Annotated in this window: 8 protein-coding genes; 4 read left to right on the forward strand and 4 right to left on the reverse strand. The window is 72.6% G+C overall.

The genetic code is table 11. The features are described from left to right. Positions 1–9 precede the first annotated feature (9 nt). On the reverse strand, positions 10–3852 hold the full coding sequence (locus OWM54_RS20950) for a protein kinase domain-containing protein (protein ID WP_267698614.1): 3843 nt from the start codon (positions 3850–3852) through the stop codon (positions 10–12). A 67-nt stretch (positions 3853–3919) separates the two neighbouring features. Then, the gene (locus OWM54_RS20955; RefSeq protein WP_267698615.1) at positions 3920–4870 is read right to left on the reverse strand and encodes a DUF1152 domain-containing protein; all 951 of its coding nucleotides are present in this window, start codon (positions 4868–4870) and stop codon (positions 3920–3922) included. 78 nt (positions 4871–4948) lie between these two features. Here OWM54_RS20955 and OWM54_RS20960 point away from each other — a divergent pair, with 78 nt between their 5' ends. Further along, positions 4949–5908, forward strand: coding sequence for an ornithine cyclodeaminase family protein (locus OWM54_RS20960; RefSeq protein ID WP_267698616.1), 960 nt, complete (start codon positions 4949–4951; stop codon positions 5906–5908). A 418-nt stretch (positions 5909–6326) separates the two neighbouring features. Continuing rightward, the gene (locus tag OWM54_RS20965) at positions 6327–9176 is read left to right on the forward strand and encodes an Ig-like domain-containing protein (protein ID WP_267698617.1); all 2850 of its coding nucleotides are present in this window, start codon (positions 6327–6329) and stop codon (positions 9174–9176) included. Between the two features lie 151 nt (positions 9177–9327). Here OWM54_RS20965 and OWM54_RS20970 read toward each other — a convergent pair whose 3' ends face one another. Beyond that, positions 9328–10503, reverse strand: coding sequence for an ankyrin repeat domain-containing protein (locus OWM54_RS20970; RefSeq protein WP_267698618.1), 1176 nt, complete (start codon positions 10501–10503; stop codon positions 9328–9330). 560 nt (positions 10504–11063) lie between these two features. Between OWM54_RS20970 and OWM54_RS20975 the strand changes: the two genes are divergently transcribed. Further along, positions 11064–13910 (forward strand): Ig-like domain-containing protein, encoded by a 2847-nt coding sequence (locus tag OWM54_RS20975; protein ID WP_267698619.1) that lies wholly within the window; start codon positions 11064–11066, stop codon positions 13908–13910. Between the two features lie 7 nt (positions 13911–13917). Here OWM54_RS20975 and OWM54_RS20980 read toward each other — a convergent pair whose 3' ends face one another. Beyond that, positions 13918–14412 (reverse strand): hypothetical protein, encoded by a 495-nt coding sequence (locus tag OWM54_RS20980; RefSeq protein ID WP_267698620.1) that lies wholly within the window; start codon positions 14410–14412, stop codon positions 13918–13920. A 298-nt stretch (positions 14413–14710) separates the two neighbouring features. Between OWM54_RS20980 and OWM54_RS20985 the strand changes: the two genes are divergently transcribed. After that, positions 14711–16465 (forward strand): serine/threonine protein kinase, encoded by a 1755-nt coding sequence (locus tag OWM54_RS20985; RefSeq protein ID WP_267698621.1) that lies wholly within the window; start codon positions 14711–14713, stop codon positions 16463–16465. Positions 16466–16535 lie beyond the last annotated feature (70 nt).

Here is a 16535-nt window from a genome sequence, read left to right on the forward strand (position 1 = left end):
AGCGCCCCCTCACCGCGACTCCGCCACGGAGAGCAGCGGACTCCACGCGCGCGTGAGGTGCGGATTGTCGCCGAGCGCGCGGGACAACAGCTCGTGCGCCTCGGAATGGGTGCTCCCCGTCTCCGTCGAGGCCAGGAGCAACCCGGCGCGCAAGGCCCGCGCTCGTGGCCACGTGGGCCTCGCCGCGAGGACCTCCTGCGTGAGCACCCGCCCACGCTCCAGCCGCCTGGCGTCACTCGCACCGGGCCGCTGTCCCCATGACAGACAGAAGCGCGCGAAGGCCAGGCGGTGCTCGGGCTGGGTGGGCTCCAACGCGAGGGCCTGTTCGAACGCATGCTCGACCTGCGTGAGCGACTCCGCGTCTCCCTTCGCGAGCGCCTCGAGGGCCAGCGCCTCGCCCAGCTCCCGCCACGCCTGGGCCTGCTTCGGATTCAGCGTCAGCGCGCGACGCAGGGCCTGGACGGCCTCCGTCAGCACCGGCTCCACCGGCTGTCGCCGCGCGCGCCTCCACTCGGCCTCCGCCAGGAGCGCCGTGCCCAGGTTCATCCACGGCGGGGCCAGGTCCGGCACCTTCTCCAGCGCGTCCTTCAGCGCGACGCGCGCCGCCTTCACCTCGGCCTCGGGAGAGCGCCCCTCCAGCACTCGCATCCGCGCGCGCCACGCGTGGACCTCGCCCACGTTGTTCTGTCCGTAGCCCTGGGCCGGCGCCAGCGCGATGGCCTGCTCGAACGACTTCAGGGCCTCGCGCAGCGACGGCTCCGGGTCGCCCCCGCGCTCCCACGTGTCCTTGGCCTGCTCGAACCCCACCGTGCCCAGGCCGTTGTGCAGCGGAGGCAGCCTCGGGTTGATGGCCACGCCGCGCAGATACGCCTCACGGGCCCGCAGCAACGTCGGCCTCACGTCCGCGCCCGAGTCGCGCTGCCTCGTGGCCCGCGCCAGGTGCACCTCGCCCTCGTAGAACCAGGGCACCACGTGCGCGGGGTTGAGGGTCCGCGCGCGCTCCAGGGCGGAGGCGGCCCTGTCCAGGTCCTCCACGGGGCTCGGCGCCCGGGGATTCGTGGCGCGCGCGAGGTACTCGGTCCCCAGGTTGATCCACGCCTCGGGCCGCTTCGCGTCCAACGCGACCGCGCGCTCGTGCGAGTCGATGGCCCGCTGCCGATAGGGCAGCGAGTCGCCCCCCACGCCGTCCTCGTGGTCCGCCCACACGCGGAACACCTGCCCGTGGTCGGCGTGGAAGTCGTAGTCCCACGTCTCGGGGCTCGCGCGGTCGAAGGCGGCGACGGCCTCGCGCAGGGAGTCCCGAGGGTCCAGCCCTTTCTCCTGCCGCAGCCGGGCCCGCTGCCAGTGCACCAGGGCCAGCTCATGCAAGCCCTGGAGTCGCAGCGGCGACAGCGCCATCGCCCGACGCGCCGAGGTCAGGGCCTTGTCCAGCAGCGGCTCCACCTCACCGCCCCGCCGGGCGTGATGCTCGGCGAGGCGCCGGTGAAAGCCCGCCTCCAGCTCATGGGCCTCCGCGTCGTCCGGCGCGAGCAACAGCGCCTGGGACACCGCCGCCATGCCCCGCTCGTAGTGAGGCGCCACCTCGCCCTGGCCATACAGCGCGAGCAACAGCGCCCAGCCCTCCAGGCGCGCCCGCGCGAGCGCCACGGCGGGCACGCTGCGACCGATGTCCGCCGCGTGCGCATAGGCGCGCCGTGCCTCCTCCAGGTCCGCGAGCGCGCCGTCCCGCTGTCCCGTGTTCCAGCGACTCGCGGCCCGCGTCACCAGGATGTCCCCGCGCAGCAACGGGGCCTCGTGGAACCAGGGCGGTCGCGAGCCCGGCGCCTCCAGCTTCGCCAGCGCCTCGTCGAGGCGGTTCTCCAGGAACGCGAGCAGCGCGGCCACGTACTCCGGAGAGGGGACCTGGGCCCCTTCGCTCCGGCGCAGGAAGTCACGCGCCGTCTCACCGAACCGACGGGTGGCGTCGTGGAGCCGCTTCGCGCGGGTCGTCTCGTCCCGGGTCCGCTCGGCGTCCAGTCGCGCGCGCTGGTACAGGTGGCTCAGGACCAGGGCCAGCGAGTACGCCACGCGCGGCTCGGTGTTGCCCGCCCGCCACGCCGCATCCAGGTGATGGTGCGCGAGCAGGTCGTCCCCGAGCGCGAGGTGTGCGCGCCCCAGCGCATAGTGTCCGGGGCCATCCGCCATGGGCCCCGCCTCGCGCATCGCGGCCTCCAGCTCACGCATGCGCTGGCGCAGGGCCTCGCGGTCCGCGCGCGTGTCGTGCGCGGGAGCGATGCCCGTGTAACGGACCTGGGCCTCGATGCGCTCCACCTGCTCCGTGAACCGGCGGGCCAGGGCCTCTCGCTGGGAGACCTCGCGACGGGCGAGCACCCCCTGCCCCAGCGCGAGCGACACCACGACGAGCGCCCCCGTCCCCAATGCCACGGAGCGACGGTGCCTGCGCAGCCACTTGCGCGCGCGGTAGCCCGGACCGGTGCGCGCGAGCACGGGCGCGCCATCGAGGAAGCGGGACAGGTCCTCCGCCAGCTCACGCGCCGAGCCGTACCGCGCGGAGCGGTCCTTCTCCAGGCACTTGAGGGTGATGGCCTCCAGGTCCACGGGGATGTCCGCGTCCAGGGCCCGCGGAGGACGCGGCTCCACGGTGGCGATGTTGCCGAGCACCTCCAGCCCGTTCTCACCCGGGATGGGCGCGCGCCCCGTCAACAGCGCGTAGAGCGTGGCGCCCAGGCCGTACACGTCCGCGCGGCGGTCCAGCCGGGTGACCTCCCCTCGGGCCTGCTCGGGCGACATGAAGTGCGGCGTGCCGAGCACGGTGCCCGTCGCGGTGGCGCTCTCCTTCCAGTCGCGCGCGAGCCCGAAGTCCATGACGTACACGGACAGCTCGCCGTCGGCGGAGCGCTCGACCAGGAGGTTGGAGGGCTTGAGGTCGCGATGGATGAGCCCGGCGCGATGCGCGGCGTGCACCCCCTCGGCGGCGTCGCGCAGGACGCGGGCCTTCTGCTCGACGCCGAGCGACTCCACCAGCGACTGGAGCGGCAGCCCGTCCACGTAGCGCATCGCGATGTAGACGCGCCCCTGGACCTCGCCGACCTCGTACACCTCGCAGACCCGGGGATGGGAGACGCGCGCCTGCGCACGGGCCTCCGCGACGAACCGACGCGCGAGCTCCGGCTCGTCCCCGCGCACGAACTTCAGCGCCACGTGACGATGCAGCCGCGCGTCCCACGCGAGGAACACGCGGCCCATGCCGCCCTGGCCGAGGAAGCGCACGGGGGAGTAGCGCTCCCAGCCCGGCACCGGGAACGCGGGCACGTCGACGCCGGCGTCGGCGGGCACCCGCCCGGATGGCACCTCCGCGCCGAGCCTGTCCGAGGCACCCGGCGGGCTCCCGCCTGGGAGGCTGAGCGTGTCGTCAGCGGCCGGCGCGCCTCCAGGGCGTACGTGGACGACCTCCGCCGCGACAGCGACAGCGCCCGCCACGGGAGCCCCTGGCGTCAACGGCTCGCGACGCTCGAGCGCGGGAGTCACGGACGCAACCGGGGAGGCCCCTGGGGTCACCGCCGCCTCGCGCCCGTTCATCGCCGAGGGCACACCGTCCGCTCCGGCGCGCCCGAGCCCGGACGTGGCCCGCCCGCCCGGCGCCGCGAGCGCGCCCTCCCGCGACTCCACCGGCTCGCACATCCGCACCAGCGACGCATACGTGTCCTCGGAGAGCCGGCCTCGCGCCCGGAGCAGCTCCAGTGGGCGCTGTCCCAGCCGCGCGGCCTCGGCGCGCAGCACCTCCACCTCGTCGCGAGCGAGGAGTCCCTCGGCGACCGCCTGCCGCAGCTGCGCTTCGTCCTGCTCGCTCACGCTCGCGCGCTCCTCGGGCCCGAGGCCCTCCCCGCGAGCCTACCGAAATGCGCGCACGCCTCGCGCGTCACACCGGGATGTCCATCCACGGCCGGATGGGACGCTCCTCGCGGAACTTCTCGATGACCTCGCTCATCTCCCACGGCGTCCGCGTGTCCGCGAGCGCCTCCAGGTACAGGCACCTGCGCGCCACCGCCGACAAGTCGAACGCCCAGTACATGCTCATCAGCGGGTTGATCCACAGCGTGCTGCCCTGCGTCCGCACCGTGCGGTGCACGTCGCCGTACTCCCCCTCCAGCGCGGACACCACGGAGAGCGAGACGATGCTCGGGGCCCTCGGCATCCGCTCACACACGAACGACACCGCGTCCTTGTACCGCGCCACCTCCGGCATCGACTCCAGCAGCGCGGTGACGCCCAGGTAGCCCCCGTCCTTGCTGAGCGCGGCCACCGACTCCAGGAAGTGCGCGTGGCAGACCCCGTGGTGCCGGTCCACGCCGAAGCCCAGACACACCACCAGCTTCGTCATCTCCGGCAGCGCCTGCACCGCGCCCAGGCTGGAGATGTCCTCCACCGGCGTGCCCAGTCCGACCTCATCCCCGCGCATCAGGATGTCCGTGCCCCCATCCACCAGCACCACCGCGTCGAACCCGAGCCGCGCGTGCAAGGACGCGTACGCCTCCCGCACCGGCGCCACGCCGCCCCGGTCCAGGCAGTGGATGGACACCTCCTCCCCCTGACGCGCGAACCAGCGCGCCAGCCACCCCTCCGGGAAGTAGTGCTCCGGCCCCGCCGTGGTGGCGTCCACGCGGACCACCCCTGGCGCCGTCCACTCCCCCTGGACGGCCTCCAGCCGCGTGAAGCTCATGTTCGCCAGCGACACCGTCTTCCCCTGCGCGCGCAGGCGGAAGTACAGCGGCAGCCCGCTGAACACGTCGAAGCCTCCACCGCCCCCGGCGATGAGCACGTGGCGGGCGGAGGCGAGTCGCTCGAACAGCGGAGAAGTGCACAAGTCCACGACGGGAGCTCCCTTCACCGGGCCCTGGAGCATCACCCACAGGGCGGCGTACCGACACCTCCGGTATATAGCGCCGCCATGTCCACCCTCATCCTCAGCGCGAAAGAGCTGCGCGGTCTCTACACCGTCGAGCTCGGCCTCCAGGCCGTCGAGAAGGCCTTCCGGGCCCACGGCCGTGGCGAGTCGCTCATGCCGCCCAAGGTGTACCTCTCCCTGCCGCAGTACGACGGCGACTTCCGCGCCATGCCCGCGTTCCTCGACGGCGCGGCCGGCGTGAAGTGGGTCAACGCCCATCCCCAGAACCCCAAGAAGCACGGCCTGCCCACCGTGCGCGCCCTCTACATCCTCAGCGACCCGGACACCGCGTCCCCGCTCGCCATCCTCGACGGCACGTGGCTCACCGCGTGGCGCACCGGCTGCGCCGGCGGCGTCGCGTCCAAGTACCTGGCCAAGCCCCAGCCCCGCACGCTCGGGCTCGTCGGCTGCGGCGTGCAGGCCCGCGTCCTCATCGACGCGCACCGCGCCCTGTTCGGGGAGCTGGAGCTGCTGCTCGCCGATGCCTCCGACGCCGCCGCGAAGGCGCTCCAGGCCGAGAAGGGCGGCCGCGTGGTCAGCCTCCAGGAGGCCTCCGGCGCGGACATCGTCTGCACCTCCACGCCCTCGCGCACCCCGGTGGTGAAGCGCGAGTGGCTCAAGCCCGGCGCCCACATCAACGCGATGGGCGCGGACGCCCCCGGCAAGCAGGAGCTGGACCCGCGCATCCTCACCGAGGGCCGCGTCTTCATCGACGACACCGAGCAGGCCCTGCACTCCGGCGAGGTCAACGTCCCCCTGCACGACGGCCTCCTGCGCGCCGAGCAGATTGCCGGCACCCTCGGCGAGGTCGTCGCCGGCAAGAAGCCCGGCCGCTCCGGGGAGGAGCTCAGCATCTTCGACTCCACCGGCCTCGCGCTGCAGGACGTGGCCCTCGCCCGCGCGCTCTACGACGTCGCCCGGGCCCAGGGCGTCGGCCAGACGCTCGACATCGTCGGCGGCTGAGGTCCGGCACTTCCGGTCCCCCCCTCGCGCGAGCAGACCCTCTCGCGCGAGGCCGCTGTCTCCGCTCGAGCGCGCCCTGTGCTCGCGGCCCCGTGACGGGGGCGTCACGGAAGTCCCACTTGCGGGTCCTTTCAGACCACTCCGGGCACGCCGCCCTCCCACGAACGGTGGGTGTCACTTAAAACCCCGTTATCACTGAAACTGTCCGATTTTCGGTGACTGGACAATTTCAACCACTGTGGAGTATTTCACGAATACGCGCTGCCTGTGGGGGGGCCAAACGACATCCTGGAGGAGCTGACCTGGGCAGATGACCTTTAGTCATCCGCCCGGAGAGGCCGGATTGCGTCCAGGCGCCCCGGAGGTGACGCGCCCAGTGCCAATGCCTGGCACCGGCCCTTCGCCTGTCCGGAGACCCATGTTCCACCCCGCCTCGTCGCGGCGTGTCGCGCGTCCGTCGGCCCTCGTCGGCCTCGTGACGCTGCTGCTCGCCTTCCTGTCCACGCCTGCCTCCGCGCAGACGCAGACCAACGCCCAGGCCACCCAACGGGCCATCAACTTCCTCAGCTCGGATGTGGCCACGTGGGTGTCGGCCAACGGCTGCGCGGCATGCCACCGCGTGGGCGCATCGACGTTCGGCCTGGCCGCGGCGCGGGCCAACGGCTACGACATGAGCGTCGTCGTCTCGAACGGGCGGACCAACCAGTACAACCTGGAGTTCCTCGGCCAGCGCATCAAGACGGAGCAGCTGGCGAACGGCTCGTGGATTCACGAGGGCACGTCGTTCCGCAACGAGAAGACGTCCTACTCCACGTTCGGCCTGGCCGGGTACGACCAGTACGTGTCCACGCAGTACAGCGCGGGGCTGGTGGCGGCGGCCAACTGGGCGCTGCTCACGCAGGAGGCCAGCGGCCGGTGGCCGTCGGACCACGCCAACTTCCCGGTGGACCACGGCAGCGTGCCCACCACCGCGCGCATCATGGTGGGCATCGCCCAGGCCAGGCAGCGCGTGGACCCGGCCCGGGCCGCGCAGTACCAGACCGCCCTGGACCGCGCCGCCGCCTACCTGCGCGCCAACCTGGACAACGCGGACCAGTCCGCCACGGGCAACGGCATGCCGTACACCTTCCAGGTGGCCTGGGCCGTGGTGGGCCTGAAGGCCGCGGGCCCTGGCCCCTCCAACGTGAACACCACCGCCATCGACACGCTGGCCAACCGGCTGCTCACCCGCGCCTCGCCCGGCAACCCGGGCTGGGGTGACCTGCCCAACACGGCCGCCAACGACATGTCCACCGGCAGCGCCATCTACGCCCTGTGCCTGGCCGGCCGCGAGCCCGCCACGGACCCGCGCGTGCGCAGCAGCATCGAGTGGCTCAAGACGCGCCAGTCCGCGGACGGCAGCTGGCGCACGGGCTCGGCCACGTTCGACATCCCCACGACGTTCGCGGCGCTGGGCCTGTCCTGCTACGGCGACTTCAGCGTGCACGTCACGGTGGTGGGCGAGGCGCGCAAGGAGCTGGTCATCGGCTCGCAGCAGGGCCAGCAGACGACGTTCACCTTCAACGTGAAGAACCACGGCTACCAGGCGGACACGTACACGCTGAGCACGTCGGGCGGGCTCCCCGGCTGGGCCTCCTTCCCCAACCCCGTCAGCCTCTTCCTGCCCGCGGGCGGCGAAGGCACCGTCACCGTCACCGTCAACGCGCCGGCGAACCTGCTGCCCGCGCTCACGTCCGAGTTCACGCTCACCGCCACGTCCGGCGGCGCCCCGGGGGTGTCCGGCTCCGCGCGCGTCAACGCGTACACGCCGCCCCTGCCGCCCGTCACGGGCCTGGCCACCACGACCACCATCCAGGCGCCCGCGGTCAACGCGCACATCACCATCGGCACGGGCAACGTGCTGTCGGCGCGCGTGCGTGACGCCAACAACAACCCCGTCGTGGGCCCCACCCACGGCGTCGTCACGTTCTACGTGGCCGGCGTCCCGGTGGGCGCGGACGCGGACGTCAACGCGGACGGCCTGTTCACCTTCGACTGGGTGCCGCCTTCCGACGCGTGGACGGTGACGGGCGCGCAGGACTTCCGCGCGGTGTACTCGGGCATCGAGCGTCAGGCGCCGCTGTCCAACCTGCTGGGCAGCACCGACGCGCGCACCGTCATCATCGACCCGTTCCCGCACCTGACGCCGTCGGTCACCATCGGCAACCCGCCCGCCTTCACCCGCGAGACGACCCTGGACATCTGGGGCTACGCCACGCCGCGCGCCCCGGGCGCGGTCGTCACGTACGCGGCCTTCATCATCAACGGCGCCACCGTCATCCCGCTCACGCCGGGCAACGGCGGCCTCATCTACACGACCATCACCCTGCAGGAAGGCCCGAACATCATCCAGCTCACCGCACGCGACAGCTTCGGCGGGGTGACGACGAAGCAGGTCAACCTCACGGTGGACCGCGTGCCGCCCATCCTGACGGTGCAGTCGCCGGTGAACGGCGCGGCGCTGGGCCAGCTCAACGTGACGGTGACGTCGTCGGTGCAGGACCAGACGCCGGTGCGCGTGGAGACGCAGTGGGTGGCGTCGTCCATCCTGGAGTTCGGCAACGGCACGGTGGAGCACACGGTGCCCATGAACTACGGCGACCAGGTCATCCTGGTGCGCGCCACGGACAGCGCCTTCAACGTGACGGAGAAGCTGGTGTTCATCTGGGTGGACCCGGGCACGCCCGTCGTCTCCACCAACCCCGGTGACAACCAGCTCTTCGGCGCGCAGCCCAACCACCAGCTGACGTACACGGTCAACGTGCAGTCACTGTCCGCCACGACGGTGCGCATCAACGGCGGCGCGGCGCTCTCCGTGGCCCGCGGCGGCGGCGCGGTGCAGAGCACGCTGACGCTCAGCCCGGGCGTCAACAACCTCTCCATCGTCACGCTGAGCGAGACGGGCGTGTCCACCACCACCACGCGTCGGGTGAACTACGACGTGCAGGCCCCCACCGCCACGCTGCTGTCGCCCGCCTCGGGCGCCACGGTGGGCGGCACCATCACCCTGCGCGCGCGCGTCACCGACAACTTCGGCCCCATCACCAACGTGGGCTTCAGCCGCGACATGTCCGGCATCCGCCCGGGCACGCAGCAGGCGAACGGTGACTGGACGGCGACGCTCGACACCACCGAGCTGCTGGACGGCTCGCACACCGTCGACGTGTGGATGAGCGACGGCGTGGGCAACTCCACGGTCCAGCGCTTCAACTTCTTCGTCGACAACTGATGCACCCGTAGGCCCGGGGTGGCCTCTTCGCAGGAGGCCACCCCGTTGCTCCGGGTGGGCCCGGCCGCGCGGCCGTCTCAGGCCCGCGGCGCGACGCGGGGTCCGCCAGGCCACCCCGAGCCGTCACGCCCGTGGCCCCACGCCGGACCGCTCAGCCCAGCAGCGCGGCCAGCGTCGCGTGGCCCTTCTGCCGGGCGCGGTCCGCCGCCGTCTCTCCCTCCAGGTTGCGCAGCGACTTGTTCGCGCCCGCGGCGAGCAGCACCTCCACCACGTCCTGCAGCCCGTTGCGCGCCGCCGTGTGCAGGGGCGTGTTCCCATCCAGGTCCGGGATGTCCGGGTTGGCCTTGCGCGCCAGCAGCGCCTGCACGCTGCTCACGAGCCCCATCCACGACGCGAGGAACAGGGGCGTCGCGCCGGACGCGTCGCGCGCGTCGACGTCCTGCGTGGGCCGGTGCTCGAGCACCAGCGCCAGCGCCGCGAAGCGCTTCATCGCCGCGTAGTGCAGCAGGTTCTGCTGGTCCGGCGCCACGGGCTTCGTGGTGTCGAGCCCCGTCTCCAGCATCGCCTTGATGACCGAGGGCGGCTGCCCCAACCCCACCGCCATGGACGCGGGCGTGACGAGCACCTGCTCCGGCGGCGTGCCCAGGTCCACCCACTCGTCCAGCGGCGCGCCCGCGGCGACGAGCGCCAGGACGAACTCCTCGGGCAGCCGGTGCAGGAGCGCCTTCGCCAGCGCCGTCTCACCCTTCTGGTCCTTCGTGCCCGGCTTCGCGCCGTGCGCGAGCAGCAGCTTCACCGCCGCCCCCGCCATGTGCTCGCGCTCGCCCTTCTTGTACCGGTCCCCCTCGCGCTCGCGGTACAGCTGCACCAGCAGGTGCAGCGGCGCCATGCCGGACGGGCCCACCGCGTCCGGGTTGGCCCCTGCCTTCAGCAGCGCCTCCGCGATGCCCAGGTGGTGCGTGCGCAGCGCCAGCTCCAGCGGCGTCACCGACGCCTTGGCGCTCACCCCGTCCGCCTTCGCCCCCCGCGCGAGCAGCACCTCCACCGCGCCCAGCGCCTCCGGCGACGTGCCGCGCACACACGCCTGGTGCAGCGCCGTCCACCCCTCCTCCTCGTCACTGCCCGCGCCCTGCGCCGCGTTCACGTCCGCGCCCGCGTCCAGCAGCACCGTCAGGATGTCCCGCGCCTTCGTGCCCGCGCGCGAGGCCGCCATGCCGAGCGGGGCCCGACCGAACCCGTCGCGGACACTCCAATCCACCGTCGCGACCTGCGTCTTCACGGCGGCGACATCGTCCTGGGAGATGGCTTCGAGCAGCGCTTGAGACATTCGAGGGTCGTCCTTCCTGTCCCCACGCGCGAGAGCGACGAGCACCGGGATGGGCCACGAGATGAGGCGCGAGACAGGCTGTCTTCCTCGCATGTTTCAGCGCGCCCGGTCAGCAGCCAACCGCGATGACACGACGCATCCATCACCGCGAGCAGTGCACACGGACCTCACGCGTCCGGACACACCCTGGAGTCTGACATTGTGAGAGCCCCGTCTCGCGAGCCGCGAGAGCCACAGGGCCCGGCGCCTCGCTCGCCCACCGAGGCGGGGCTCGGGCGCGTTACACAATGACTGTCATTCGGGATTCCATGGACAGGAGGAATCGACTCGCGGATTCCCGAGCAAATCTCCCGTGCTCACCCAGTATGCCGCTCTCGCGGACACCCTCCTCATGACCCGGTGCTGGGTCTGATGACACCTTCTACACCTGCCCTGCGGGCAGGCGCGAAAGTGCGGGCTCCTTTGTTTGTGATTGAGCGCGTGCCGGTCATGATTCGTCCCGGGCGCCGAGTCTCTGGGCGTGCACCGCGCGCGGGCCCGGCTCCATGGGAACACGTCCGATGTCCATCCGCGCGCGCTCGCTTCGTTCCGTCTCGTCCTCGCTCTGGGGGCTCGTGCTCGTCACGCTGCTGTCGGCCACGGCCTCTCGCGCGAACGAGCGCGTGGCGGCGGCCCAGCGCGCGCTCGACTTCGTCAGCGCGGACGCCGTCACGTGGACGAAGGACCAGGGCTGCACCTCATGCCACCGCCACGGCGCCACGCTCTTCGGCCTCACCCAGGCCGGCGCCAACGGCTTCGACCTGGACACCGTCACGACCAACGGGCGCACCAACCGCGAGAACATGGAGCGGATGGCCAGGGACCTGCTCGTGGGCCAGGACGCGAGCGGCTCGTGGTCGCTGGAGGGCGTGCACTACCGCAACGCGTACACCAGCTACGCGGCCTTCGGGCTCGCGGGCTACGACGCGAAGGTGGGCACCCGGCACTCGGAGGCGCTCGCGCGCGCGGCGGACTGGGCCGTGAGCACGCAGGAGCTGAGCGGGCGCTGGGTGGAGGACTATCCGCTCCGGCCCGTGGGCGCCTCCAACATGGGCGTCACCGCGCGGTTGATGACGGCGCTCGCCCAGGCCCGCGTGCACGCCGACCCCGCTCGCGCCGCCCGGTACCAGGACGCGCTCCGCCGCGCCGCCGCGTACCTGCGCGAGCACCTGAACGACCTGTCGGAAGGGCCCTTCGACGACGCCCAGCGCTACACGTACCAGGTGGCGTGGACGGCCGTGGGCCTGAAGGCCGCGGGCCCCGGTGAGCAGGGCGAGAACACGGCCGCGCTGGAGTCCGTGGCCACGCGGCTGCTCGCCACGCGCACGCTCGACGATGCGCCGGGCTGGGGCAGCCTCGACCAGGAGGCCCCGGACGAGACCTCCACCAGCTTCGCCCTGTACGCGCTGTGCCTCGCGGGCCGCACGCCGGAGCAGGAGCCTCGCGTCGCGCGGGCGCTCGAGTGGCTCATCGCACGGCAGGCCGAGGACGGAGGCTGGGGCGTGGGCACCTCGCGCCACCCGGACATCCCCACCACCTTCGCCACGCTCGCGCTGTCCTGCTTCCCCGACAAGGGTGACGGCGTCAGCGTCACCGTGGACGACGCCGCGAGCAAACCCGTGGCCCAGGCCCTGCCCCATCCCCAGCGCGTCACGTACACGCTCTGGGTCCTCCACGAGGGCGCTCGCGCAGACACGTTCACGCTCGAGGCCTCGGGCGGGCTGCCGGGCTGGACGGCGACGCTGGACCGCACCACCGTGACGCTCGCCCCGGGTGAGCGGACCTCCGTGACGCTCTCGGTGGGAACGCCCGTCGAGCTCGCCCCGTCCCTCACCTCGGAGGTCCAGGTGACGGCCACGTCGATGAGCAGGCCGGGCGTTTCGGGCGCGACGTGGGTCACCGCGTACACGAATCCTCCGCCTCCCACCGAGGGCCTGGAGACCACCACCACGGTGCTCGCGGGTGCGCAGCTCACGGTGGGCCGGGACAACCCGCTGTCGGCCCGCGTGACGAGCGCCGATGGCTGGCGCGCGCGGGGCCCGGGACAGGGACAGGTCACATTCCAGGTGGCCGGCGTCACCGTGGGGACGGACCACGACGCGGATGGGGATGGGGTGTACTCGGTGGTGTGGCGGCCGCGAGGGGGCTGGGAGGTGCTGGGCGCCTCGGAGGTGCGCGCGGTGTACTCGGGCGTGACGCTCCAGCCTCGCGAGGCGAACCGCCTGGGCAGCAGCGGGACGCGCGCGGTGGAGATTCTGCCATCGCCGGACCCGCTGCCCTCGGTGACGCTGTGCGGACTGCCCGACTTCATGGGCGAGACGAGCCTGGGCGTGTGCGGCTTCGTGACGGCGCTGGCGCCCGGGGCCACCATCGAGTCCGCCGCGTTCATCCTCCACGGTGAGCAGTACCCGGTGGTGCCCGAGGAAAGCGGCGGCTTCGTGTGGACGGAGCTCCCGCTGCGCGACGGCCTCAACGTCATCCAGCTGGTGGCCACCGACACGTTCGGCGGACGCTCCAGCCAGCAGGCCACGGTGCGCGTGGACGCGGTGGCGCCTGGCATCACCGTGCTGTACCCCGCGGAGGGCTCGATGGTGGGCTCGCTGCTGACGGAGGTCCGCGTGTGGGTGGACGATGCCTCCCCCGTGCGCGTGGAGACCAACTGGGTGCACGTCACGGAGGTGCCCGCGGGCGGAGGACTGGTGGCGCACGAGCTGGCGCTCACCCCCGGGGCCAACGAGGTGCTGATTCGCGCGACGGACGCGGCGGGCCACGTCACGGAGCACGTGCTCACCTTCTGGGTGGACGCCGAGGCGCCGTGGCTCGTGGCGGGCCTTCCGGACGGGTGGCTCGTGGGGCCGCAGCCCGGGGACATGATGGACTACGAGCTGGCCGTGTACTCGGAGTCCGCCACGCGGGTGGAGGTGACGCCCGGCGGGGGCTCGTACGAGGTGCCGCGCGGCGGAGGCGTCTTCGTGGCCCGGCTGCCCCTGGTGCCTGGGGACAACGTCTTCACGATGGTCGCGACGAGCGAGACGGGCCTGAGCACCACCCTCACCCGCACGGTGCGCTACGACGACACGCCCCCGCGCGCCCAGCTGCTCTCACCCGGACCGGACGAGGCCGTCTCCGGCATCGTGGTGCTGGAGGCCCGGGTGACGGACGACGTGAGCGGCGTGAGGAGCGTGGCCTTCACGCGGGACGGCTCGGGCATCCGCGCGGGGACGGACCAGGGTGATGGCGTGTGGACGGCGGAGCTGGACACGCGCGAGCTGCTGGACGGCCCTCACACCGTGGAGGTGTGGATGGAGGACTCCGCGGGGAACTTCATCATCCAGACCTTCCCCTTCGTCACCCGCAACCAGCCGTAGCGCGACGTCAGCGCGGCAGGGGCGTGGCCACGTAGTCCGTCCCCTGGTCCGCGTGGCAGCCGTGGCACGTGTCGTGGCCCCGGCCGTAGTAGTTGTCGTCGTAGTTCGGGCCGAAGCCCTCGTAGAAGACCCAGGTGTCCTTGCCGGTGCCCTCGGCCACCTTGATGTCGAGGGCGTGGCCTCGCGTCGTGCGGCCGTCCGATTCGAACAGCTCCTTCACGGTGATGCTGCCCACGGGGTGGACGCGGTTGCCCTCCGCCATGGAGCGGGCCAGCACGTCGTTGAAGAACACCCGCACCCGGTCGCCATGGGAGCGCACCGAGCGACGGGGCGCCGGCTCCGCGAGCCACTCCCGATAGCGCCCCTCCCGCACGAAGGCGGTGATGCCCGCCTCGGACGTGTCCAGGCCTCCCACCTCCCCCAGGCCCTCGTCGACGGAGGACGAGGGTCCACAGGCGACCAGCGTCAGGAGCACGGTGCACGGCAGGGAGGAGGGACGCACGTGGGGCCTCGTGAGCAGAGGCGCGGACCGGAGCCGGCCCGCGCGGGGACACCCTCGCTACGCCGGGGCGTGCCCGCGGGTTACAGCCCGGGGATTTCCGGGGGTTTCATCCACGGCGTGACAGGACACGACCTGTTCCATCACTGAATGTGGTCCCTCCCTGTTAGGTTCGTTACCCAGGAGGTCGTCACCCAGTGTTCCAACCCTACCCCCGGGTCATGTCGATGATTGCCCCCTTTGCTCCGTGGCCCGTTGCATCCCCCGTCACCCGCATGGCCCACAGCCCCCGAGGCGCCCCATGACGACGGGCCATCCCCTCGCGCTGCGTCCCGGGATGAAGGTGGGCCCGTGGCGCGTCCGTGCCCGGCTGGGCCAGGGCGCCTTCGGCGCGGTGTTCCAGGTGGAGCAGGGCGGGCGCCTGCACGCGCTCAAGTTCGCGCTGCGAGGACCGGGCAGCGAGGACCTGGACCGCACGGACGCGCGCGCCGTCCGGGAGCTCGCGTGTCTGCTGCACGCGGTGCATCCGCATGTCGTGCGCGTCTGGGCGCACGGGCGCTGGCCGGATGTGCGGACGGGGTACCACTACGTGGTGCTCGACTACGTGGAGGGCGCCACCCTGGCCACGTGGGTGAAGCGCGAGGCCCCCTCCGCGCGGCGGGTGGCCCGGCTGTTCTCCCAGCTCGCGTGGACGCTGGGGGAGCTGCACTCGCGCCACGTCTTCCACCGGGACCTCAAGCCCTCCAACATCCTCGTGCGCGCCTCGGACGAGTCGCCCGTGCTGGTGGACTTCGGCAGCGCCAACCACGCGGAGTCGCAGCCCCTCACCGAAGGCCCGCTGCCGCCGGGCACGCCCCAGTACCGAAGCCCGGAGGCCCTGCGCTTCCACCGCGAGCACCACGCCCAGCGCGCCGCGCGCTATGCCTTCCGCGCCACGGATGACCTCTATGCGCTAGGCGTCTCGCTGCACGAGATGCTCACGGGCGCGCCGGCGTTCTCTCTCACACTGCCGCGCGAGGTCCTCTCCGAGCACATCGAGACGCGCATGCCCGCGCCCGCGTCCTCGCTGAACGCGCGCGTCCCGAGTGAGCTGGACGCCATCACCCAGCGGCTGCTGCGCAAGAAGCCCGAGGAGCGCTTCCAGGAGGGAGGCTCGCTGCACGCGGCGCTGGAGGCGGCGCTGCGCTCGGCGACGCCCGAGTGGGACCGGCCGCTGTTCCCACGGACGCCGTCGCCCTCGGCCTCCGAGGCGACACGGAGGAAGGTGTCACCGGACGACGCCTCCGAGAGTCCGTGGCCCGTGCGACTGGCGCGACGGCACCTGCGACATGCGACCTCGTCGGGAGGCTCCCGTGTGGGCCTCGGATCCGAGGACGCCCAGACGCACGAGCACAGCGTGGATCCACGTGAGGGTGCGCATCTCCAGGCGGAGACCTCTTCCGCGGTGGCACACCCGCACGAGCACAGCGTGGATCCACGTGAGGGTGCGCATCTCCAGGCGGAGACCTCTTCCGCGGTGGCACACCCGCACGAGCACAGCGTGGATCCACACGAGGCGGTGCAGCCCCACACGAGGCCCCCTTCGGAGAACGCCCGCCCGCACAAGCGCGGCGAGGAGCCCCATGGGGCGGCACGTCGTCGTGCGAGGCCCCCTTCCGAGGGGACCTTCGGGCACACCGCGGATCCACATGAGGCGGCGCGTCGTCGCGCGAGGACGCCGTCCGAGGGCGCCTACTCGCACCCGCGCCCCTCCTCCGAGGCGAGGCGCGCCCACCCACGCTCCACCCCACCCCGAGGGACCCGCGCGCTCCCCAGGCGCATCACTCCGACAGAAGAGGCCCTTGCCCTCGCGTGGCTGCGCCGGGTGGACCCGGCCCACTGGAGCCGCGCGCGGAAGCTCTGGGTGGCGGGCACGTGGCTCGGCCTGTTGTTCCTGTTCGGGGGCACCTTCGCCGCCCTGCGCTGCACCCTGGAGTCCACCCTGGAGAGCGCCGCGCACCCCGGCGCCTCCCTCCAGTCGCCCCGCCCCGAGCGGATCCGCGACCGGCGCCCGTGACGACCTCCTCGGCGATCCAGGTCGGCAGCCCCCCTCGGCCCCTCCTCCAGCGAACCCACGAGGCTCGCGA

Origin of the sequence: Myxococcus sp. MISCRS1, assembly GCF_026626605.1 — a bacterium.
Taxonomy (GTDB): domain Bacteria; phylum Myxococcota; class Myxococcia; order Myxococcales; family Myxococcaceae; genus Myxococcus; species Myxococcus fulvus.

Excerpts from the sequence above, each read along its gene's own strand:
- OWM54_RS20960 (WP_267698616.1), top strand. The coding sequence starts at position 4,949 with ATGTCCACCCTCATCCTCAGCGCGAAAGAGCTGCGCGGTCTCTACACC.
- OWM54_RS20965 (WP_267698617.1), top strand. The coding sequence starts at position 6,327 with ATGTTCCACCCCGCCTCGTCGCGGCGTGTCGCGCGTCCGTCGGCCCTC.
- OWM54_RS20985 (WP_267698621.1), top strand. The coding sequence starts at position 14,711 with ATGACGACGGGCCATCCCCTCGCGCTGCGTCCCGGGATGAAGGTGGGC.
- OWM54_RS20975 (WP_267698619.1), top strand. The coding sequence starts at position 11,064 with ATGTCCATCCGCGCGCGCTCGCTTCGTTCCGTCTCGTCCTCGCTCTGG.
- OWM54_RS20970 (WP_267698618.1), bottom strand. The coding sequence starts at position 10,503 with ATGTCTCAAGCGCTGCTCGAAGCCATCTCCCAGGACGATGTCGCCGCC.